This window comes from Sphingomonas olei (assembly GCF_045369765.1).
Classification (GTDB): domain Bacteria; phylum Pseudomonadota; class Alphaproteobacteria; order Sphingomonadales; family Sphingomonadaceae; genus Sphingomonas; species Sphingomonas panaciterrae.
In genome coordinates, this window is the sequence record NZ_JBIQEU010000002.1 from 146295 (window position 1) to 166676 (window position 20382).

16 protein-coding genes and 1 tRNA gene are annotated in these 20382 nt (G+C 67.2%); 7 read left to right on the plus strand and 10 right to left on the minus strand.

The annotated features are described in order from the left end of the window. Nucleotides 1-22 precede the first annotated feature (22 nt). From ilvN to miaA, 3 genes are all read right to left on the minus strand, one after another. A complete protein-coding gene (gene ilvN / locus ACH0BU_RS03245; protein WP_046410393.1) occupies nt 23-538 on the minus strand; it encodes an acetolactate synthase small subunit in 516 nt (171 codons plus the stop codon). Between the two features lie 86 nt (nt 539-624). Beyond that, nucleotides 625-2370: an acetolactate synthase 3 large subunit gene (locus ACH0BU_RS03250; protein ID WP_500263742.1), complete on the minus strand. Its 1746-nt coding sequence runs from the start codon at nt 2368-2370 to the stop codon at nt 625-627. 74 nt (nt 2371-2444) lie between these two features. Further along, complete coding sequence (gene miaA, locus ACH0BU_RS03255) at nt 2445-3371, minus strand: tRNA (adenosine(37)-N6)-dimethylallyltransferase MiaA (RefSeq protein ID WP_500263743.1); 927 nt, start codon at nt 3369-3371, stop codon at nt 2445-2447. Here miaA and serB point away from each other — a divergent pair. Both serB and ACH0BU_RS03265 read left to right on the plus strand, forming a co-directional pair. Next, complete coding sequence (gene serB / locus ACH0BU_RS03260) at nt 3364-4245, plus strand: phosphoserine phosphatase SerB (RefSeq protein WP_500263744.1); 882 nt, start codon at nt 3364-3366, stop codon at nt 4243-4245. The genes miaA and serB overlap by 8 nt on opposite strands. A 75-nt stretch (nt 4246-4320) precedes the next feature. Then, complete coding sequence (locus tag ACH0BU_RS03265) at nt 4321-5520, plus strand: cation:proton antiporter (RefSeq protein WP_046410398.1); 1200 nt, start codon at nt 4321-4323, stop codon at nt 5518-5520. Nucleotides 5521-5583: 63 nt separating this feature from the next. On the opposite strand, the gene ACH0BU_RS03270 is transcribed toward ACH0BU_RS03265, so the two are convergent. Continuing rightward, the gene (locus ACH0BU_RS03270) at nt 5584-7863 is read right to left on the minus strand and encodes a glycoside hydrolase family 3 N-terminal domain-containing protein (RefSeq protein WP_500263745.1); all 2280 of its coding nucleotides are present in this window, start codon (nt 7861-7863) and stop codon (nt 5584-5586) included. A 145-nt stretch (nt 7864-8008) separates the two neighbouring features. Here ACH0BU_RS03270 and ACH0BU_RS03275 point away from each other — a divergent pair, with 145 nt between their 5' ends. The 3 genes from ACH0BU_RS03275 (at nt 8009) to ACH0BU_RS03285 (ending at nt 11301) form a co-directional block, all read left to right on the plus strand. Next, on the plus strand, nt 8009-8992 hold the full coding sequence (locus ACH0BU_RS03275; protein ID WP_046410402.1) for a LacI family DNA-binding transcriptional regulator: 984 nt from the start codon (nt 8009-8011) through the stop codon (nt 8990-8992). Continuing rightward, on the plus strand, nt 8993-10426 hold the full coding sequence (locus tag ACH0BU_RS03280; protein ID WP_145118967.1) for a glucoamylase family protein: 1434 nt from the start codon (nt 8993-8995) through the stop codon (nt 10424-10426). It begins immediately after the preceding gene. A gap of 95 nt (nt 10427-10521) precedes the next feature. Next, a complete protein-coding gene (locus ACH0BU_RS03285; protein WP_046411700.1) occupies nt 10522-11301 on the plus strand; it encodes an SDR family NAD(P)-dependent oxidoreductase in 780 nt (259 codons plus the stop codon). Between the two features lie 36 nt (nt 11302-11337). Here ACH0BU_RS03285 and ACH0BU_RS03290 read toward each other — a convergent pair whose 3' ends face one another. The 3 genes from ACH0BU_RS03290 to ACH0BU_RS03300 all read right to left on the minus strand — a co-directional run bounded on the left by ACH0BU_RS03290 (nt 11338) and on the right by ACH0BU_RS03300 (nt 15743). Beyond that, the gene (locus ACH0BU_RS03290; RefSeq protein ID WP_046410405.1) at nt 11338-11769 is read right to left on the minus strand and encodes a PaaI family thioesterase; all 432 of its coding nucleotides are present in this window, start codon (nt 11767-11769) and stop codon (nt 11338-11340) included. Between the two features lie 113 nt (nt 11770-11882). Continuing rightward, on the minus strand, nt 11883-13646 hold the full coding sequence (locus ACH0BU_RS03295) for a sensor domain-containing diguanylate cyclase (RefSeq protein WP_500263746.1): 1764 nt from the start codon (nt 13644-13646) through the stop codon (nt 11883-11885). 51 nt (nt 13647-13697) lie between these two features. Beyond that, nucleotides 13698-15743, minus strand: a complete 2046-nt coding sequence (locus tag ACH0BU_RS03300; protein WP_500263747.1) for an NAD(+) synthase — start codon at nt 15741-15743, stop codon at nt 13698-13700. 78 nt (nt 15744-15821) lie between these two features. Here ACH0BU_RS03300 and ACH0BU_RS03305 point away from each other — a divergent pair, with 78 nt between their 5' ends. After that, nucleotides 15822-18371 carry a PAS domain-containing protein gene (locus tag ACH0BU_RS03305; RefSeq protein ID WP_500263748.1) on the plus strand — a complete coding sequence of 850 codons (2550 nt, stop codon included), beginning with the start codon at nt 15822-15824 and terminating at the stop codon, nt 18369-18371. 11 nt (nt 18372-18382) lie between these two features. After that, the gene (locus tag ACH0BU_RS03310; protein WP_500263749.1) at nt 18383-19288 is read left to right on the plus strand and encodes a fructose bisphosphate aldolase; all 906 of its coding nucleotides are present in this window, start codon (nt 18383-18385) and stop codon (nt 19286-19288) included. A 165-nt stretch (nt 19289-19453) separates the two neighbouring features. Here the strand turns inward: ACH0BU_RS03310 and ACH0BU_RS03315 are convergent. From ACH0BU_RS03315 to ACH0BU_RS03325, 3 genes are all read right to left on the minus strand, one after another. Beyond that, nucleotides 19454-19527: transfer RNA gene (locus tag ACH0BU_RS03315), tRNA-Gly, on the minus strand. Between the two features lie 121 nt (nt 19528-19648). Next, entirely contained in the window at nt 19649-19810 is a 162-nt protein-coding gene (locus ACH0BU_RS03320; protein ID WP_500263750.1) for a hypothetical protein, read from the minus strand. A gap of 82 nt (nt 19811-19892) precedes the next feature. Further along, nucleotides 19893-20312, minus strand: a complete 420-nt coding sequence (locus ACH0BU_RS03325) for a BLUF domain-containing protein (RefSeq protein ID WP_500263751.1) — start codon at nt 20310-20312, stop codon at nt 19893-19895. Nucleotides 20313-20382 lie beyond the last annotated feature (70 nt).

The window sequence follows — 20382 nt, forward strand, 5'->3', positions numbered from 1 at the left end:
GAAACGGTTGGTTGGTGAAAAGTCAGGCGGCCTCGTTGCCGCGGCCGATCGCGACGATGCCGGTGCGGGCGACCTCGATCAGGCCGACCTCGCTCATCAGCTCGACGAACTTGTCGATCTTCTCGATCCCGCCGGTCACTTCGAACACGAAGCTGGAGGTGGTCGCATCGACCACGCGCGCGCGATAGACGTCGGCGAGGCGAAGCGCCTCGATCCGGTGGTCGCCCACGCCGCGCACCTTCACCAGCGCCAGCTCGCGTTCGACATGCGCGCCCTCGGCGGTCAGGTCGCGCACCTTGTGGACCGGCACCAGCCGGTCGAGCTGCGCCACGATCTGCTCCAGCATCGGCTTGCTGGCCGACGTGACGATGGTGATCCGGCTGACCGCCTTGTCGGCGGTGATCTCGCTCACCGTCAGGCTTTCGATATTATAGCCGCGCGCGGTGAAGAGGCCGGCGATCCGCGCCAGGATGCCCGGTTCGTTGTCGACGATGACGGCGAGCGTATGGCGCTCCGCAGTTTCGGATTTGATATGCATCGTAGGTCTCGCGCCTCTCCCGCGGGCAGGAGAGGTTAGGGGAGGAAAAGTGTCGGACGGCTTCGATTGGCCGGACGGGCCGGCGCTCAGACGAGCGCCTTGGCCTCGTCGTCCATCGTCCCCGATACTTCGTTCGCCTGCAGGATCATGTCCGTATGGGCGGCGCCGCTGGGGATCATGGGGAAGCAATTGGCAAGCTTCGTCACCATGCAATCCACCATCACCGGGCCATCATGCGCGAGCATGTCGGCGATCCCCTGATCCAGCTGGTCGGGATGCTCGATACGGATGCCCTTCCAGCCATAAGCCTCGGCCAGCTTCACGAAATCGGGCAGCGAATCCGAATAGCTTTCGGCATAGCGGCTCTCATAGGTGAGCTCCTGCCACTGGCGGACCATCCCCATATATTCATTGTTGAGGATGAAGACCTTCACCGGCAGGCGATATTGCGTTGCCGTCGCCAGTTCCTGGATGTTCATCTGGATCGAGGCTTCGCCCGCGATATCGATGACCAGCGCATTGGGGTTGCCGAGCTGCGCACCGATCGCCGCGGGAAGCCCATAGCCCATCGTGCCGAGCCCGCCGGACGTCAGCCACTTGTTCGGCTTTTCAAAGCCGAAATGCTGCGCGGCCCACATCTGGTGCTGGCCGACCTCGGTGGTGATGATCGGATCGCGTTGATGGGTCGCCTCCCACAGCGAACGGATCGCGCGCTGCGGCATGATGACCGCATCATCCTTGGGGAAGTTCAGGCATTGCACCGCACGCCAGCCCGAGATGCGCCGCCACCATTCGGCAGTGTCAGGCTTGGGATGCTGGCGCCCCTTCCACACGCGGATCATGTCCTCCATCGCATGGCCCGCATCGGCAACGATGCCGAGGTCGATGCGCACCGTCTTGTTGATGCTGGACCGGTCGATATCGATGTGGACCTTGCGGCTGTTGGGCGAAAAGGCGTCGAGCCGCCCCGTAACACGGTCGTCGAACCGGGCGCCGATCGCGACGATCAGGTCCGCCTGGTTCATCGCCATGTTCGCCTCATAGGTGCCGTGCATGCCCAGCATGCCGAGGAACTGCGGCGAGGTGGCGGGAAAGGCGCCAAGCCCCATCAGCGTCGAGGTGACCGGCGCGCCGGTGATCCGCGCCAGCTCGCGCAGCAGCTGCGACGCCGCCGCGCCGGAGTTGATCACCCCGCCGCCGGTGTAGAGGATCGGGCGCTCCGCCGCGGCGAGCATGTCGACGACCTGCTCGATCCCGCTGCGCTCCGCCTTCAGCGCGGGACGATAGGTCTTGTGCTGGATCGGGCCGGGCTTCGTATAGCTGGCGGTCGCGACCTGCACGTCCTTGGGGATGTCGACCACCACCGGGCCGGGGCGGCCGGACGTGGCGATATGGAACGCCTCGTGGATTACCTCGCCCAGGCGCGCGGGGTCCTTCACCAGATAATTGTGCTTGGTGCAGTGGCGCGTGATGCCGACGGTATCCGCCTCCTGGAAGGCGTCCGATCCGATCAATGCGGTCGGCACCTGGCCGGTGATGACCACCATCGGGATCGAATCCAGCAGCGCGTCGGTGATACCGGTGACGGCATTGGTCGCGCCCGGGCCCGAGGTGACGAGCACCACGCCCGGCTTGCCGGTGGAACGGGCATAGCCCTCCGCCGCATGGGTCGCCGCCTGTTCATGGCGTACAAGAATGTGACGAATTCGCTTGGACCGGAAAAGGGCGTCGTAAATCGGTAGGACCGCGCCGCCAGGATAGCCGAAGATGACCTCCACGCCGAGATCGCACAGCGCCTCGACCAGGATGTCTGCTCCGCTTTTCTCAGTCACGTTGAAATTCCTTTCTCTACTATACGCATCCGGCTGGATGGGCCGGGCGGCGCTACGGTCGCAAAAGTTGCGCGTCAAGGCTCCGTCTTGAAATAATATTCCAGATTGATCGTATCGCTGTTGTTTATGCGTGGCCAGTCCGCCGGCGGCTGGTGCCTAAACCAGGTATATTGCCGCTTGGCATAGCGGCGGGTGGCGAGCGCGGTCCGCGCCTCCGCTTCATCGCGCGACAGGTCGCCGGCGAGCATCGCTGCAATGTCCTCCACCCCGATCGCCCGGCGGACAGGCGCGCCGGGATCGACGTCGCTGCGGGCGAGCAGCGCCGCGACCTCCTCGACCGCGCCGCCATCGAACATCGCGCCCAGCCGGGCGTCGATCCGCTGGTTGAGCAGGTCGCGATCGGGCAGCACGATCAGCGGGGCGAGCGTGACGGCGTCGCCGATCCCGCCGCTGCGCGCGGCCTGCCACCCGGCCAGCGGTCGACCGGTCGAGCGCACCACCTCCAGCGCGCGGGCGATGCGCGCCGTGTCGCCGGGCGCGAGCCGGTCGGCCGCGGCGGGATCGCGTGATTGCAGCTCGCCATAGGCGATCGCCACGGGCATCGCGCGGATCTCCTCCCGGATCGCAGGATCAATCTCCGGCACGGGCGCGATGCCGTCGAGCAGCGTGCGAATGTAGAGCCCCGTGCCGCCTGTCAGGATCGGCAGGCGGCCGCTGCCATGCGCCTCCGCGATCACCGCGCGCGCATCCTGCGCCCAGCGGACCGCCGACCACCCCTCCGCGCCGTCAAGATAGCCGTAGAGGCGATGCTCGGCGCGGCGCTCGTCCTCCGGTGAGGGGCGCGCGGTGATGATCGACAGGTCGCGATACACCTGGCTCGCATCGGCGTTGATGATGACGCCGCCGGTGCGTTCGGCGAGCGCGAGCGCCAGCGATGACTTGCCGCTGGCCGTCGGCCCTGCAATGAGCGCCAGCGTCGGAAGGGAGTGCCGTTTGTTCACCGCAACGCTGATAGCAGCAGGGCGCCTGTCGCCCCAGACCCTCACGGACGCCGTCGCGCGCCTGACGGACGCCGGATGTGCGCCCGGGACGCCCGAATGGCTGGACGAGGGTGACGCGGCGGACATTGCGATCACCGCCGACCCGGCTGCCGCACGCACCGCGCTGGAGGGTGCAGCTGACGGCGTCGATGTCGTCGTTCAGCCAGCGGCGGGTCGCGAGAAGCGGCTGCTGGTCGCGGACATGGACTCGACCATGATCACCGTCGAATGCATCGACGAGCTCGCGGATTACGCCGGGCTGAAGCCGCAGATTGCCGAGATTACAGAGGCGGCAATGCGCGGCGAGCTGGATTTCGCCGCGGCGCTGGACGCGCGCGTGGCGCTGCTGCGCGGGCTGGATGCGAGCGCGATCGACCGCTGCCGCGCGGAACGCGTGCGGCTGATGCCCGGCGCGGTCGCGCTGGTGCGCACGATGCGCGCACGCGGCGCGACGACGATCCTGGTGTCGGGTGGGTTCACCGCCTTTGCCGAGCCGGTCGGCGCCGAGATCGGATCCGACCGCGTGATCGCCAACAAGCTGCTCGTCGCGGAGGGCGCGCTGACCGGGAAGGTGGCGACGCCGATCGTCGATTCCGGTACCAAGGAACGCACGCTGCGCGAGGCGCGCGCCGCGATGGACCTTCCCGAGGCGGCGACCCTGGCGGTCGGCGATGGGGCCAATGACCTCGCCATGATCGGGATCGCCGGGCTGGGCGTCGCCTATCGCGCCAAGCCGATCGTCGCGGCGGCGGCGGCGGCGCGGATCGACCATAATGATCTGACCGCGTTGCTCTGGGCGCAGGGCATCCGCCGGCGCGACTGGATCACTGCCTGATCGGCCAAGCCACTGTGCGCCCTTGCGGAATAACACGGCCGGTTCGATAGCGCGGCCTTCCCTGGGGGGCGGGTGATGACGACGACCGAACTGTTCCTGGTGGCGATGCTGATCGTCTTCAGCGCGCCCTATCTGCTGTGGCGGGTTGCCCGCACCGATTATTACGCGCCGCTGGTGGTGGTGCAGATCATCGGCGGCGTCCTGCTCGGGCCCGGGATCCTCGGCGCGCTTTTCCCCGCCTGGCATGCCAGCGTGTTCAACCCTGAGGTCATCACCGCGCTGAACGGCATCGCCTGGTGGGCGGTGATGCTGTTCGTCTTCGTCGCCGGTGTCGAGCTGGACCTTGGCGCGGCCTGGCAGCATCGCCGCGAGACGCTGGTTACCGCGTCCTGCGCGCTGTTCGTGCCGCTGGCGATCGGTTGCGGCGCGGCGCTGCTGCTGCTTGGCTGGCGTGACGGCTGGGCCGGCGCGGAGGGCGCACGATGGCAGGTGGTGCTGGGCATCGGCATGGCCTGCGCCGTCACTGCGCTGCCGATCCTGGTGCTGCTGCTGGAGAAGATGGCGGTGCTTCGCCACCCGCTCGGCCAGCGCATCCTGCGCTATGCCAGCCTCGATGATATCGCGATCTGGGGCGTGCTGGCGCTGATCCTGCTCGATTGGGAGCGGGTCGGGCGGCAGGCGGGTTTCCTGCTGCTGTTTCCGGTCGCCGCGACGCTGGTCAGGATGGTGATGCGGCGGCTGGCGGAGCCCGATCGCTGGTACGCCAGCCTGATCTGGCTGGCCGCCTGCGGGCTCGCCGCCGATTGGGCCGGGCTGCATTATATGGTCGGTGCGTTTCTGGCCGGGGCGATCATCGACGCGCGCTGGTTCGATCAGGCGCGGATGGACCAGTTTCGTGCGACGCTGCTGCTGGCGGTGATGCCGGTCTTCTTCCTCTCCACCGGGCTGCGGACGGACTGGTCGATGGGCGGGGTTGCGGTGCTGGGCGGCGCGCTGGTGCTGCTGGCGGCGTCCGTTGCCGGGAAGCTGGCCGGGGTTCAGCTTGCCGGGCGGATCCTGAAATGGCCGCGCGGGGAGGCGGGACTGATCGGGTGGCTGCTGCAGACCAAGGCGCTGATCATGATCATCTTCGCCAACATACTGCTCGACCGCGCGATCATCAGCGCGGAGACGTTCACCGCGCTGCTGCTGATGGCGGTGCTGAGCACGATGCTGACGACGCCAATGGTCGCCCCCCGGCTGCGGCGCATGGGGATCAGGCCGACCGCCGGCTGATCGCCCCTCGCGCCAGCCATCACCCGCAGGCGGCGGCTGGCGGGTGGTGGCTGGCGGATGGGGTTAGGCGAGCAGCTCGAACTGCCCGTGCACGCCCTCTGCCTGCGCGGACGGCGCGATCCACAGGTCAAAGGTGCCGGGCTCGACCGTCGGCTTCAGGTCGACGCCGATGAACTCCAGATCCGGCCGCCGCAGCGTGAAGGTCACGACCTCGCTGGCGCCGGGGGCGAGCGCGATTTTGCGGAATGCCTTCAGCTGGCGAACCGGGCGCGTCGTGCTGCCGATGCGATCGCGGATATAGAGCTGCACCACTTCTTCGGCGCTACGCTGGCCCTTGTTGGTGATCGTGGCGGAGACAGTCAGCGCACCGTTGCCCGCCATCGTCGCGGGCAGGTTCAGCCCCGAATAGGTGATGTCGCCATAGGTCAGCCCGTGGCCGAACGGATAAAGCGCGGTGTTTGGCGCGGTGCGGTAGGTCGCGCGATAGGGCGCAACGGCGTCACCGCCCGGTCGACCGGTCGGCTTGTGATCGTAATAATAAGGCTGCTGCCCGGATTCATGCGGGAAGCTGACCGGCAGGCGGCCCGACGGGCTATAGGCGCCGAACAGCACGTCGGCGATCGCCCGGCCGCTTTCGGAGCCTAGGAACCAGGTGACGAGGATCGCCGGCGCATCCTTCACCGCACCCTGCAGCGCCAGCGCGCGGCCGTTCTTCAGCAGGACGACGACGGGCTTGCCGGTTTTCGCCACCGCCTCGGCCAGTGCCTGCTGCGCCGCGGGGACGACGATGTCGGTCCGCGACTGTGCCTCGCCCGACATATTCTCCGCCTCGCCGATCGCGAGCAGCACGACGTCGGCGGCATTGGCGGCGGCGACCGCGGCCTCGATCCCGCCGGGCAGCGGCTCGTCCACCTTCGACCCGGCTGTCACGGTGACGTTGGACGCGCCAATCACCTCGCGCACACCCTGTGCCAGGTCGATCGACTGGGCATTGTCGCCATAGATCACCCAGGGGCCGTTCAGGTCATGCTTGCCGTCCGCAAACGGGCCGATGATCGCGACCTTCTGGCCGGTGCGGGGGAGGGGCAGCAGACTGCCCTCGTTCTTCAGCAGCACGATCGACTTGCGCGCCGCGTCACGCGCGAGGGCGAGGTGGCTTCTGGTGCGCGTGCGTGCCTGTTCGCGCTTCGCGTCGATGCGGCGGAACGGATCGTCGAACAGGCCCAGCCGATGCTTCACCGCCAGCACCCGGCGCACCGCCTGGTCCAGCCGCTCCATCGGCACCAAGCCGTCCCGCACCAGACCGGGGAGGAAGCGGGCGTAATTGTTGCTCTGCATCGACATGTCGACGCCGGCCATGAACGCGATCCGCGCCGCATCGCGCGAATCCTTGGCAAAGCCGTGCGCGATCATCTCCTCGTCGCCGGTGTAATCCCCGACGACGATCCCTTCGAAGCCCCATTCCTGGCGCAGCAGCGTGTCGAGCAGCCACGGATTGCCATGCGCCGGCACGCCCGAAATCTCGTTGAAGGAGGCCATGGCGCTCAGCGCGCCGGCATCGAACCCGGCCTTGTACGGCGGCAGGTACACCTCGCGCAGCGTGCGTTCGGACACGTCGACGGTATTATAGTCGAGCCCGCCTTCCGCCGCGCCATAAGCGGCGAAATGCTTGACGCACGCCATCATCGCGTCCTGCGCAGTGAGATCCCGTCCCTGGAAGCCCTTCACCCGCGCCGCGGCGAACAGCATGCCGAGCCGGACGTCCTCGCCCGACCCTTCCATCGTGCGGCCCCATCGCTGGTCGCGCGAAATGTCGACCATCGGGCAGAAGGTCCAGTCGAGCCCTGCCGCGGTCGCCTCCACCGCGGCGATCCGGGCGGTCTGTTCGGCAAGTGCGGGATCGAAGCTCGCCGCCTCGGCCAGCGGCACGGGGAAGATGGTGCGATAGCCGTGGATGATGTCGGCGGCGAAGATCAGCGGGATCTTCAGCCGCGATTCGCGCATCACCGCGCGCTGCATGCGCTGCGCCATCCGCGCGCCATTGCCGTTGAAGACGCCGGTGATCTTTCCCGCAACGGCATCCGCCCGCTGCGTTTCGAACGTGGTGGTACCGGTCGACGGCGGGTTCAGCGCGGTGGCGATCCCGCCCGCCCAGGCAGCGACCATCAGGTCGAGCTGTCCGGCCTTTTCCTCGATCGTCATGCGCGGCAGCAATGCGTCGACCGCTGCCGGAATCGTCAGGTTGGGGGATTGCAGCAATGCGCGCGCCGGGCTTGCCGCCCATGCCATGATTGCACCCGCTCCGCCCAATGCGGCGCGCCGCGACACCCGATGATCGACCATTTTCCTCCCCTTCACGGCGCAAAGCAGCACGTGGTCAAAATGAGAACGTTCACGATTGCGCTCGGACGTGGATTGCCGTTGACGCCTTTGTAACCGGTTACGTAGACGGCACGGCCATCAGGTTGCAAGTTTGAGGGGGCGAGCAATGGCCGGAGCCACGATCCGCGACGTCGCGCGGCGGGCCGAAGTATCGGTGGCGTCGGTGTCGCGCGCGCTGAACAACCTCGCCAATGTCCACCCGGACACGCGCGCCCGTGTCCTCGCCGCGGCGAAGGAGCTTGGCTATGTCCCGCATGCCGGCGCCCGCAGCCTGAGCCTGGCGCGCACCCATGCGATCGGCGTCGTCCTGCCCGATCTTCATGGCGAGTTTTTCTCCGAACTGGTCCGCGGGCTTGATCGCGAGGCGAGCGCGCGCGGCTACCATCTGCTGCTGTCCAACATCCATGCCGATCACGATCATGCGACCAAGGCGCTGCGCACGATGCACGGGCGGGTCGATGGTCTCGTCGTGATGGCGCCCTATGCCGGCTCGGTCGCGATCGAGGATCTTCTGCCGCCCACGCTGCCGACGGTGATGATCAACACGCCGCGCGCACACGATGGGGTAAGCCTGCGGATCGACAATCGGGCCGGCGCAGAGGCGATGGCGCGGCATCTCGCGGCGCTCGGCCGCAAACGGATCGTGCATATCACCGGGCCTGATGGGAACACCGACGCGCAGGAGCGGTTGGACGGTTTCCGTGCCGCTTTGCCAAAGGACATCGATCTTGTTGTCGTTCCCGGCGATTTCACCGAACCGTCGGGCGAGGCCGCGATCGCGCGTCTGCACGATGACGGGGTCGCCTTTGACGCCGTTTTTGCGGGCAATGACCTGATGGCCGTGGGTGTGCTTCGCGCGCTGCACCAGACCGGCCGCGCGGTGCCGCAGGATGTCGCCGTGTGCGGCTTCGACGACGTGCCGCTTGCAGGCTATCTGTCGCTCACCACCATTCGCGTGCACATGACCGCAGTCGGTGCGCGCGCGGCGGCGCGGCTGATCGATGCGCTGGAGGGTTGCGACACGGGCGCAGCCGATGAATGGATCACCCCCGAGCTGGTCGTGCGGGCCACCACGGTAACGGAGTCGTGAATGCTTGATCGTCGCCTGTTTCTCGCGAACGCGTCTCTCGGGCTCGCGGGGATGGTGGCGGGGTGCAAGGATCCGGCGGTACCGCTCAGCATCGGCGCCGCGGCGCCCGCGCTGCCGCTGCCGGATTTCTATGCCGAGATCGAATATCGCACCTTTCGCTATTTCCGCGACACGGTGAACCCGCTGAACGGGCTGGTGCCCGAACGCTGGCCATCGCCCAGCGCGGGGAGCATCGCGGCGGTCGGCTGCGCGCTGACGATCTGGCCGATCGCGGTCGCGCGCGGCTGGATCAAGCGAGACCTGGCGCGGGACCTGACGCTGGCGACGCTGCGCTTTTTCGACAGCGCGCCTCAAGGTGACGATGCCGAGGGGATGAGCGGCAACCGCGGCTTCTTCTATCGCATGCTCGACATGAAGACCGGCACGCGGCGCGGCAAGGCGGAGATTTCCAGCGTCGACCATGCCCTGCTCAACATGGGGATGCTGTTCGCCGCCGGCTGGTGGACCGGCGACACGCCGGAGGAGCAGGAAATCCGGCGGCTCGGCGTCGACATCGCGGATCGGGCCGAATGGCTGTGGATGCAGAATGGCGGCACCGCGATTGCACGCGCGTGGCGGCCCGAAAGCGGCTTCGGCAAGGAAGGCGTCGAGGGCTATGGCAATGGCATGGCGGCGGTGCTGCTGTCGCTGGGTTCAGGCCGGCACCCGGCGGAGGATGGCGCGTGGGAGGCATGGTGCGCGCCGTACGTGCGCTACTGGCGCGGCGAGGGCGAAACCCGCCATCTCGCCTATGGTCCGATGACCGGCCATCAGCACAGCCATATGTGGATCGACTTCCGCGGCATCCGCGACACGGTGATGCGCGGTGCCGGGTTCGATTATCATGAGAACAGCCGCCGCGCGACCTACGCCAACCGCGCGTATTGCATCAGCAACCCGATGAAATGGGACGGCTATTCCGCCGACCTGTGGGGCATTGCCGAAAGCGAGGGGCCGGGCGCGTTCAGCCTGCCGTTCAAGGGCGAGAAGCGCACCTTCTACGGCTATGGCCCGCGCGGTCCGCTCGATCAGCCCGGCGAGCGCGACGACGGGACGATCGCGGCGACCGCGGCGCTCGGCAGCCTGCCATTCGCGTCGGAAATCGTGATCCCCGCCGCACGCGCGCTGACGGCGGTGCCGGGGCTTTACCGCGAATATGGCCTGCTCGGCGGGTACAATCGCAGCTTCCGCTACACCGACCAAAAGGTCACGACCGGCAACGTCAGCGCCGAAAACGGCTGGATGGCGCGCGACTATCTGGCGCTGGGGCAGGCGCCGGTCATCATCCAGGCCGGCAATTACCGCGACGAATTCGTCTGGAAGGTTATGCGCAAGTCGCCCGTGCTTCGGCGCGGGCTCCAGCGCGCCGGGTTCACCGGCGGATGGCTGAAGTAGCCGCAGCGACGTTCAACCGCTCCGCCATTTCCCGTAACGCTGTCGCAAAAGCGATTCGGCAACGACCATTCCAATAACGGCAGGGGAGAAGGATGATGCGGGCTATACCAGCGGTAACCGCGCGGCTCGACGGGGCAGGGGCAATCGTGACCGGCGCCGGCAGCGGCATGGGGCGCGCCACCGCCGTCCTGCTCGCGCGTGCGGGCGCAAAGGTGGCGGTCACCGACGTGACGCTCGACAATGCCAAGGCGGTCGCTGACGAGATTGTGGCGGAGGGGCTGTCGGCGCAGCCCTGGTCATGCGACGTGGCGGATCCAGCCGCGATCTCCCGCGTGGTGGAGGAAAGCGCAGCCGCCTTTGGCGACCTCTCCATCATCGTCAACAATGCGGGCATCTCCGCCAACCTGTCGATCGACGACCCCGATTATGAGGCGCAATGGGACCGGCACCTCGCCATTCTGCTGACCGCGCAGCAGCGGATGATCCGCGCGGCGCTGCCGCACCTGCGCAAGGCGGCAAACCCGCGCATCGTCAACATCGCCTCGACCGAGGGGCTGGGCGCGACGGCGGGGTTCAGCGCCTATTCCGCCGCCAAGGCCGGCGTCATCGGCTTGACGCGTAGCCTGGCGGTGGAGCTGGGCAAGTCCGGCATCACGGTCAATTGCATCTGCCCCGGCCCGATCGAGACGGGCATGACGCAGGGCATCCCCGACGAGGCGAAGCAGGTCTATGCCGCCCGCCGCACCGCGCTGCGCCGCTATGGCCTGCCCGAGGAAGTGGCGTTCATGACCGCCAGCCTGTGCGCGCCCGCGGCCAGCTTCGTCACCGGGGCGATCATTCCAGTCGATGGCGGCCTGATGGCGCGCAACGCCTGAGCGCCGCGCCGACGGGGCGGCGGCGGGGAGGGCGGGTCAGCCGACCGCCTTCTTCGCCGCCTGCTCCACCCGCTCGCGCGAGGCAAGCATCAGGGTCGAACTGGCCTTGGCGAGCACCTTGCCGCTGGCATCCGTCAGCCGCCCTTCGAAGAAGCAGGTGCTGCGCCCGCGCCGCTCGACCCAGCCTTCGGCCACGACCAGGCCGGGACGTGCAGGGGCGAAGAAACTGACTTTCAGTTCCAGCGTCATCGGCGACACATCCGGTCCGCCCATAGCGATCGCGGCGTGCGCCATCGCCGCATCGATCCATCCGGTGACGAACCCGCCCTGCACGACACCGCCCGAATGGCACATGTGCGTGCCCGCCTGATATTCCAGCGTCGCGCGGCCTTCGGGGTTCATCTCGACCACCCGCACCAGCCCCAATGTGCGGCTCAATTCATGGATCGATGGATCCTGGTCAGCCATGCGCCTCGCTCTCCTGCTCGTTCTTGTGTCTTCGTCCACCGTGTCGGGCGATGCGCCCGGACGCAAGCGCGCACCTCAGCCACCAACCCCGAGTGGCACGGGCAGACGGCGGATCAGGCGGCGGTCGCCAGGCGATCTCGCCCGCTGTTCTTCGCGCGGTAGAGGGCGCGATCGGCGTTGCGCAGCACGTCGCTTGCCGTCTGATGCCCGCGATACGTCGCCACGCCGCCGCTGACGGTAATGCCGATGACATTGTCATCCACGCGCACCCGCGCATCGCCGATCGCGCGCCGCACACGATCGCACACCAGATGCGCCTGGTTGATCGTCGCGTCGGGCAGGATGATCGCGAACTCCTCACCCCCCAGCCGCGCAATAATGTCCTGGTCGCGAATGCTCGACCGCGCCAGCGTGGCGAAGCGGCGCAGCACCTCGTCACCTGCGGCATGGCCGTAGGTATCGTTGACCTGCTTGAAATGGTCGAGGTCGAGCAGCGCGACGCAGCCGCCCGCGCCTGACGCCAGCCGCTTCTCCAGTTCCTCGTCCAGTCCCCGCCGGTTGATCAGCCCGGTCAGCGGGTCGGTCAGCGCGGCGCGGGCGAGCCGCTCCTCCGCCGCCTTGCGGTGGGTCACGTCGCGCACGGAGCAGACGATGCCTGTCACCGTCCCCGCGGGATCGATGACGGCGCGGCTGTGCGTTTCATACCAGCGGTCCTCGCCCTCGCGCGTCTTACCACGGAACTCCTGGACGCCGATCATCTCGGGATCGTCCATGATCTGGCGGAACAGCGTTTGCGCCCGCGCAAGATCGTCGGCTTTCAGTAGCGCGCTGACCGGCTTGCCGATCAGTGTTTCCGGATCGCGCCCGTTGACCTGCCGGATCGAGGCGGAGACGAATTGCAGCCGGCCATGGCGATCGATGTTGATGACGATGTCGGTCGAATTCTCGGTGAGGATGCGATAGCGCGCCTCGCTCTCGCTCAGCCGCCGGAACAGCCGTGCGCGCTGTTGAAGCTCCGCCGTCGCCGGCAGGATCGTCAGCATCGTGCAGGCGATATAGAGCTGCAGGAACTGCATGCGCGCGCCCAGCGGCGCATCGCTCAGCGCCACCGGACCATGGCCGTTCAGCGTGGCAAAGCCGCCGATCAGCGTCAGGATCACGATCGACGCCGCCGAGGACAGCGCGCCGCCACGAAACGTTGCCAGCACGACGGGGAGCATCGGCAGGAACAGCAACGGCGCCGTGCTTTGCACGAATGTGATCGCGCTCACCACGGCGACCAGCGCCAGCAGCGCCCCCATTTCGAGCAGCTTGCGCCCCTTCATCCGCTGGACCATCCGGGCGGCCTGGCCGTCCATGCACAGCATGAAGATCGGCATGAACGCCAGCGTGCCCAGCGCGTGGCCGTTATACCAGTGAAGGGCGTTGCCAAGGAACGGTTCGCCCAGGGTGGCGGAGACCGTCACTCCCGCCAGCACCGCGGTCAGCAAGGGCGCGGCGATCCCGTTCGCCGCGATGAAAACGATCAGCCAGCGGTGTGAATTGAGCACTTCCTCACGATGAACCAGCCGCCGCAGAAAGGTCGCGCCGATCGCGCTTTCCAGCATGTTGATCGTCGCCAGCGGAACGACGGTCGCGCCGCCGAAACCCCAGATCGCCGAGGTTGCGACGGAGGCAGCGAAGCACGCCGCGATCGGCGGGCCCCATTCTCGCGCGGGAAGCACCGTCAGACGCGCAGTCAACAGCGCCGTCGCAATCCACAGGAATGCAACGCCGCCATCGAATCGCGTGAGCGCAAGCGTGCCCGCCGCCAGAATGAAGTAGCCGCAGCCCAGGCGCAAAGCCTGCGCCCAGCGCGACGTCCGATCATCCTCCATGTGCAGCAGGTATCAGCAGTGGGTAAACGGCGCGTTGCCGCAAGGGGGCGATCACGGGCCGTTGGCGGCCAGTTCGGCAAGCCAGGCGTTGGCGGTTCCGTCCGACGGCGCGCGCCAATCGCCCCGCGGCGACACAGAGCCGCCGGCAGATACCTTGGGCGAATTGGGCAGCGCCGATCGCTTGAACTGGCTGGTGGTGAAGAAACGCACCAGGAACCGCTCCAGCCACAGCTTGACGGTGGCGAGGTCATAGCGGGTGCGCGCTTCCTCGGGATAGCCGATCGGCCAGCGGCCTGCGTCCATATCGCGCCACGCATGCCATGCCAGGAACGCGATCTTCGACGGCGCAAGCCCGTGGCGCAGCACGTAATGCGCGAAGAAATCGTTCAACGCATAGGGGCCGATCTTGTCCTCCGTGCTCTGCATCGCGCCGCTTTCGTCGGCGGGTACCAGCTCGGGCGAGATCTCCTGCGCCAGGATCGCCTCCAGCACGGCATCGGTTTCCGCATCATATTGATCGGTCGCGATGCACCAGCGGATCAGGAACTGGATCAGCGTCTTGGGCACGCCGGCGTTGACGCCGTAATGGCTCATATGGTCGCCGACGCCATAGGTGCACCAGCCAAGCGCCAGCTCGCTCAAGTCACCGGTGCCGACCACCAGCCCGTTGCGCTGGTTCGCAAGGCGGAACAGGTAATCGGTGCGAAGCCCCGCCTGCACATTCTCGAACGTGACGTCATAGACCGGCTCGCCGCGGCCGAACGGATGACCCATCCCTTCCAGCATGGTGCGCGCCGCCGGCCGGATGTCGATCTCCTCCGCGGTGATCCCCAGCGCGCGCATCAGCCGCCAGGCATTGCCCTTGGTCCCCTCGCTGGTCGCGAAGCCGGGCATGGTGAACCCCAGGATGTCCGTGCGCGGTCGCCCCAGCCGGTCCATCGCCTTCGCCGCGACGATCAGCGCATGGGTCGAATCAAGGCCGCCGGAAACGCCGATCACCAGCTTCTCGACCCCGGTCGCGGCGACCCGCTTCAGCAGCCCCTCGACCTGGATGTTGAAGGCCTCGTAGCAATCCTCGTCCAGCCGTGCCGGTGTATCCGGCACGAAGGGGAAGCGGCGGATCGCGCGCTGCAGCCCGACATCGGCAAAGTCTGGGCGGCGATCGAACAGGATGCGGCGGAAGCGCTTCTCCGGATGGCCGGAGAAGGTCGCGGCGTCGCCAAAGGTGCCGTTGCGCATCCGCTCCTGAATCAGCCGCTCCGCGTCGATGTCTGCGATGACGAGTTCGGGCTCGAGCGCAAAGCGCGTCGATTCAGCCAGCGGTTCCCCCAGTTCGTGGATCGTACCCTGGCCGTCCCAGGCGAGGTCGGTCGTGCTTTCGCCCGGCCCCGCGGCGGAATAGACATAGGCGCAGATCGCCCGCGCCGATTGCGAAGCGGACAGCATCGCCCGCTCACGCGACTTGCCGATCACGACGTTGGACGCCGAAAGGTTGCAGCAGATCAGCGCCCCGGCCAGCGCGCCCGCGGTCGAGGGCGGGGTCGGCGACCAATAATCCTCGCAGATTTCGGCATGGAAAATGAAGTGCGGCAGATCGGCCGCGGCGAAGATCAGGTCGGTGCCGAACGGCACGTCCTGTTCGCCGACCATGATCGTCTCGCCAGTGATCCCCGCGCCGCTCGCGAACCAGCGTTTCTCGTAATATTCGCGGTAATTGGGCAGGAACGTCTTGGGCACGACGCCCAGGATCCGCCCGCGCCCGATCGCGACGGCGCAATTGTACAGGCGGCCATTGCGCGGCAGCGCTGCGCCGACGAGCAGGGTCGGCGCCAGATCCTCGGTCGCCTTCGTCACCGCTTGCAACGCCTCCACGGTCGCCAGCTGCTGCGCCGTCTGCAGGTGAAGATCGTCGATCGCGTAGGAGGTGATGCTCAGTTCCGGAAAAACGACCAGGTCGACCGCCTGGTCATGCGCGCGGCGGGCGAGCGCGATCGTCGCTACCGCATTCGCCGCCGCATCGCCGACGCTGGCGATCGGCGTGGCCGCCGCCACGCGGAGCATCCGGTGGTGGTGTATCGAAGTGAACCGTGCCTGCATCTGATACCCGTATCTTTCCTGACGCTATCCGCGATTGATCTACTTTGCCCCGGCGCCGCGCTGGGTTACGCAGCTATCATGGATGATCCACCGTCCAACAACGGTCGTCTTGCCGCTTTGTTCGCAGCTGGCGGGCAGATGGGCCAGCTTGTCAACGCCCATGACTGGAGCCAGTCGCCGCTGGGGCCGCCGGAACAATGGCCGGAAACCCTGGTGACAGTGGCCAGCACGATCTTCGCCGCAGGTGCCGAGATCGTGCTGTTCTGGGGCCCGGATTATTGCGCGATTTACAACGATGCCTATGCCCCGACGATCGGCGACAAGCATCCACGCGCGCTCGGCCGTCCGGCGCGTGAGGCGTGGACCGAGCTGTGGGCCGACCTGGAACCGCTGCTGCGCCACGTGCACGATACGGGCGAAACCTACACCGCGCGCGATCGGCCCTTTTATATCGAGCGCGCCGGCTACGGCGAGGAGGTGTATTTCAACGTCTCCTATTCCGCCGTTCGCCTGTCCGATGGTTCGATCGGCGGCGTGCTGTGCATCGTGTCGGAAACGACGCAGCAGGTGCGCGCGGCGCGCGCCCTGATGGCCGATCGCGAACGGCTGGCGCAGATGTTCGATCACGCACCCAGTTTCATGTCGGTGCTGCGGGAGCCCGGGCACATCACCGAACTGGCCAATGCGTCCTACCTCCAGTTGGTCGGAGAGCGCGAAGTGATCGGCCGCCCCTTGCATGAGGCGCTGCCCGATGTGGCGCGGCAGGGGTTCATCGACATCCTCGACAATGTCGTCGCGACGGGCGAGCCGTTCCGCGGCGAGAACCTTCACGTACGGCTGCAACGTACGCCGGACGGGCCGGCGGAAAACCGCATCCTCGATTTCGTGTTTCAGCCGATCGCCGACGCCAAGGGCCGGGTCGCCGGGGTGTTCGTCGAGGGTATCGACGTTACCGAGCGCGAACGCCGCGCCGACGCCCTGCGCGAAAGCGAGGTGCGGTTCCGCGCCCTGGCGGACAGTTTGCCCGCGCTGGTGTGGATCAACGACGCGGAGGGGCAGGTGGTCTTCGCCAGCCAGGCGTTTGGCACCATGCTGGGCGTCACTGCCGATGACCTGCAGGAAAAGGGCTGGGGCTGCATCGTCCATCCCGATGACATGGCCGCCTTCGTCAAGACTGGCCGCCGCCATCTTCTCCAGCCGGCGCGTTTCTCCCGCGACGTGCGTCTGCGCACCGCCGACGGCACCGATCGCTGGTTCCATATCGAGGCGCGCCCGCGCAAGCTGGGCGACACGTTCGAGGGTTATGTCGGCTGCGGCATCGACGTGACCGAGGCGCATCTCGCCGGCGAGGCGCTCGAACATCGGGTGGAGGAGCGGACCGCCGCGCTCACCGAGCAGATCGCGGAGCGCGAGCAGGTCGAGGCGCGGCTCGCACAGATGCAGCGACTGGAGGCGATCGGACAGCTCACCTCCGGCATCGCGCATGATTTCAACAACCTGCTGACCGTCGTGCTCGGCAACGTGGCGATGATCGAACGAACCTTCGACAAGATCGGCGTGGACGACAAGACGCGTCAGCGGCTCGCCCACGTGCGCACTGCGGCGGAGCGGGGCGCGAAGCTGACCGGGCAGTTGCTCGCCTTCTCGCGCCGTCAGCGGCTGGAATCGCGCGTCGTCTCACTGAACGAGGTGGTGAGCGGGATGCAGGGCCTGCTTGAAAGCACGCTCGGCGGCGGCGTCGCGATCGAGACCGATCTGATGCCGGGCCTGTGGCCCGGGCTGGTCGATCCGACGCAGATCGAACTCATCATCCTCAATCTCGCGATCAACGCGCGCGATGCGATGGCGGTGGGCGGCACGCTGACCGTCGCAACCCGCAACGTCACGCTCGGCTCACCGTCGCGCAGCGAGGAGCCGGCGGCCGGCGATTACGTCGCTGTCTCGGTGTCGGACACCGGCAGCGGGATGACGCCCGAGGTGCTGTCCAAGGTGTTCGAGCCATTCTTCACCACCAAGGAGGTCGGCAAGGGATCGGGGCTCGGCCTGCCGCAGGTGTTCGGCTTTGCCAAACAGTCGGGCGGCGGCGTCCGGATCGACAGCACGCCCGGCGTGGGGACCACCGTCAGCGTCTTTCTGCCGCGTGCCGCCGCGCTGGTCGAACCGGTCGCGGTCGCCGCCGAGAAGGTGGGGGAGGTGGCCGACATCGTCGGGCGCATGGTGCTGGTGCTCGACGATGATGATGCGGTGCGAAGCGTCACGGCGGAGGAGCTGCGCGAGGCCGGATGCTCCGTGCTGGAAGCGGCATCGGGCGCGATCGCACTGGGCATGATCGGGGATGCCGGCGCGATCGACGCGGTCGTTGCGGATTTCGCGATGCCGGGCATGAACGGCGCTGATTTCGCCGCGCGCGTCCTCGAACGCCGGCCGGACCTGCCGATCGTGTTCGTCACCGGTTATGCCGATCTAGCGGCACTCGCGCATGTGCCGGAGGAGAATATCGTGCAAAAACCGTTCGGACCCGGCGTCATCGCCGATCGGCTGCGCGCGCTGCTCGCCGACGCCCCCCCGATCGCGGCTGGTCAAAACAGCGGATCGTCCATATTGAGCCGGCGCAACGAAAACCTGTGAGGGGACTGTCCATGACGCCTGCCGAGATGACCGCCAAGATCGCTGACGGGGAGGGCTTCATCGCCGCTCTCGACCAATCCGGCGGCTCCACGCCCAAGGCGCTGAAGGGCTATGGCATCGAAGAGGGCGCCTGGTCGAACGATGAGGAAATGTTCGGCCTGATCCACCAGATGCGCAGCCGCATCATCACCTCGCCCGCTTTCACCGGTGACAAGGTGATCGGCGCGATCCTGTTCGAGCGCACCATGGATGGCGAGGCCGGCGGCCAGCCGGTGCCGCAGGCGCTGCAGGACCGCGGCGTCGTGCCGTTCCTGAAGATCGACAAGGGCCTGGAGGATGAGGCGAACGGCGTTCAGCTGATGAAGCCGATGCCGGGCCTCGATGCGCTGCTCGACCGCGCGGCGAAGCTTGGCATCTTCGGCACCAAGGAGCGTTCGGTCATCAACCTCGCCAATCGCGAGGGGATCGCCGCGGTGGTCGCGCAGCAGTTCGAGGTAGCGCAGCAGGTGCTCAGCCACGGTCTGATGCCGATCATCGAGCCGGAAGTGAACATCAAGAGCCCGGAACGTGCCGAGGCGGATCAGATCCTGCTCGAGGAACTGACCAAGGCGCTCGACGCGATGCCGGGCGACGCCAAGGTCATGCTGAAGCTGTCGCTGCCGACCAAGCCGAACCTCTTCCTGCCGCTGGTGAAGCACCCGCGCGTCCTGCGCGTCGTCGCGCTGTCGGGCGGGTTCAAGCGGCCAGAGGCCTGTGTCGAACTTGCCAAGAACGAAGGCGTCATCGCCAGCTTCAGCCGCGCGCTGCTGGAGGATCTGCGCCACGGCATGACCGACGCGGAATTCGACAAGGCACTGGGCGAGGCGATCGACCAAATCTGGACCGCCTCGGCGCGCAAGACGCCACAAGCGGCCTGATCCTCCGCTCGGCTGAAAGGTCGAACCGAAAGGCACGTGAATGGCGGTCGACGATCACATCGTCGGCCGCCTGCTTGCGCAGCGTCTCTACGCGTTCGGGCACAATCCCATGACGGCGCACGAATAGCTGGCTGTCGCCGTTTGCCGCGATAATGAGGAAAGGGGTGGAGCGGGTAACGGGAATCGAACCCGTGTATTCAGCTTGGAAGGCTGCTGCACTACCATTGTGCTATACCCGCCCGGTCAGTGATCCTGACGTGGCAGCGACCAGTCCGTGCAGGACGTCCGCCGTGCCGCTGCGTTACCGCGCGGTCTTCACCCGGTCAACCGATCTGAAACGCCCGCCGTGCGTCGCCCGGATTAGCCACTGCGCGTCGCCGGCGCGGCCGGATCGAGCGTGCGATCCTTGGTCTTCTTGCTGCTCAGGTTCATGCCAAGGAAGATCACGATCCAGATCGCCGCGACCAGCCCGGCAACGATGACGGCCAGCCTGGCACGTCGAGAAGGCGAGGGTTTGGACATGCCCGGGTCAACGCGGGCCGCGCGCCGAAGAGCCGCCCTTTGTGCCTTACACAGGTTAGCCGCCTTCCAACGGGTCGCGCGATCAATCCTCGAACGAGGCGAATTGCAGCATCAGGGCGATCAGGTCCCCCGGGGCGAAGGGGGACCCATGCCCCGCGGCGAGCGCCAGCACGGGGACGATCTGCGCCTCGACCAGCATGCGCGGCCCGGCATACGCCATCGTCCAGCGGGCAAAGCGCCGCCGCACCAGCGTCTCCGTATCGATCACCGTCAGGTCGGTGTGCCGTGGATCGGCCCTGATGCTCTCCATCAACGTCATCACCGCCGCTCCGGGCCCCTCCAGCACCTGCGCGAAATGCGTCTCGACGAACATCAGCGCGCCGGTCACCTCCAGCGCCACATTGCGTCGACGCGATACCGCGACGATGTCCGCCACACGGCCCTCTTCCTGGGGGAGCCTGAGGCAGCTTTTGCTGACGTAAAGCAGGGAATATATCGCCATGGCGCGATCCCTAAGGTAGGTTGGTGCTTCTGCGCACCACGTTTGGATATTGCCCCGCACGGCGCCGGGC

Coding starts and splice junctions, on each gene's coding strand:
- ilvN (WP_046410393.1), bottom strand. CDS start 538: ATGCATATCAAATCCGAAACTGCGGAGCGCCATACGCTCGCCGTCATC.
- ACH0BU_RS03300 (WP_500263747.1), bottom strand. CDS start 15,743: ATGCAGGCACGGTTCACTTCGATACACCACCACCGGATGCTCCGCGTG.
- ACH0BU_RS03275 (WP_046410402.1), top strand. CDS start 8,009: ATGGCCGGAGCCACGATCCGCGACGTCGCGCGGCGGGCCGAAGTATCG.
- ACH0BU_RS03295 (WP_500263746.1), bottom strand. CDS start 13,646: ATGGAGGATGATCGGACGTCGCGCTGGGCGCAGGCTTTGCGCCTGGGC.
- ACH0BU_RS03310 (WP_500263749.1), top strand. CDS start 18,383: ATGACGCCTGCCGAGATGACCGCCAAGATCGCTGACGGGGAGGGCTTC.
- ACH0BU_RS03265 (WP_046410398.1), top strand. CDS start 4,321: ATGACGACGACCGAACTGTTCCTGGTGGCGATGCTGATCGTCTTCAGC.
- ACH0BU_RS03280 (WP_145118967.1), top strand. CDS start 8,993: ATGCTTGATCGTCGCCTGTTTCTCGCGAACGCGTCTCTCGGGCTCGCG.
- ACH0BU_RS03325 (WP_500263751.1), bottom strand. CDS start 20,312: ATGGCGATATATTCCCTGCTTTACGTCAGCAAAAGCTGCCTCAGGCTC.
- ACH0BU_RS03270 (WP_500263745.1), bottom strand. CDS start 7,863: ATGGTCGATCATCGGGTGTCGCGGCGCGCCGCATTGGGCGGAGCGGGT.
- ACH0BU_RS03290 (WP_046410405.1), bottom strand. CDS start 11,769: ATGGCTGACCAGGATCCATCGATCCATGAATTGAGCCGCACATTGGGG.
- ACH0BU_RS03285 (WP_046411700.1), top strand. CDS start 10,522: ATGCGGGCTATACCAGCGGTAACCGCGCGGCTCGACGGGGCAGGGGCA.
- ACH0BU_RS03305 (WP_500263748.1), top strand. CDS start 15,822: ATGGATGATCCACCGTCCAACAACGGTCGTCTTGCCGCTTTGTTCGCA.
- ACH0BU_RS03320 (WP_500263750.1), bottom strand. CDS start 19,810: ATGTCCAAACCCTCGCCTTCTCGACGTGCCAGGCTGGCCGTCATCGTT.